General features: G+C 70.7%; 1 protein-coding gene. It reads right to left on the reverse strand.

Annotation, left to right across the window (positions count from 1 at the left end; genetic code table 11):
* Positions 1-311 (reverse strand): hypothetical protein (locus RM844_RS33390; RefSeq protein ID WP_311671161.1); only part of this gene is annotated, 311 nt, incomplete at both ends.

Consider the following 311-nt stretch of genomic DNA (forward strand, 5'->3'; position numbering starts at 1 on the left):
CCACGATCTCGCTGGAGCCGGCCACCTCGATGACGGCACCGAGGACGGGATGGTCGATCCGGGCCTGACCAAGACCGGTGGCATCCCCGGTCCCGCCCTGACGCAGCCAGAACCGCTCCCGCTGGAAGCCGTAGGTCGGCAGGTCAACGCGTGGCGTCTGGCCGCCGCCCAACTGGTCATAGAGCGTCTGCCAGTTGACGGGGACGCCCCGTACCCACAGGCGGGCGGCCATCTGGAGGAGGGCCTCGGCCTGGGGGCGTTGGTTGCGCAGCGAGGGGATGACGGCCTGGGCGTCGTCGTCGAACACGTCG

The sequence above is a fragment of the Streptomyces chisholmiae genome, from assembly GCF_031845445.1.
Classification (GTDB): Bacteria; Actinomycetota; Actinomycetes; order Streptomycetales; family Streptomycetaceae; genus Streptomyces; species Streptomyces chisholmiae.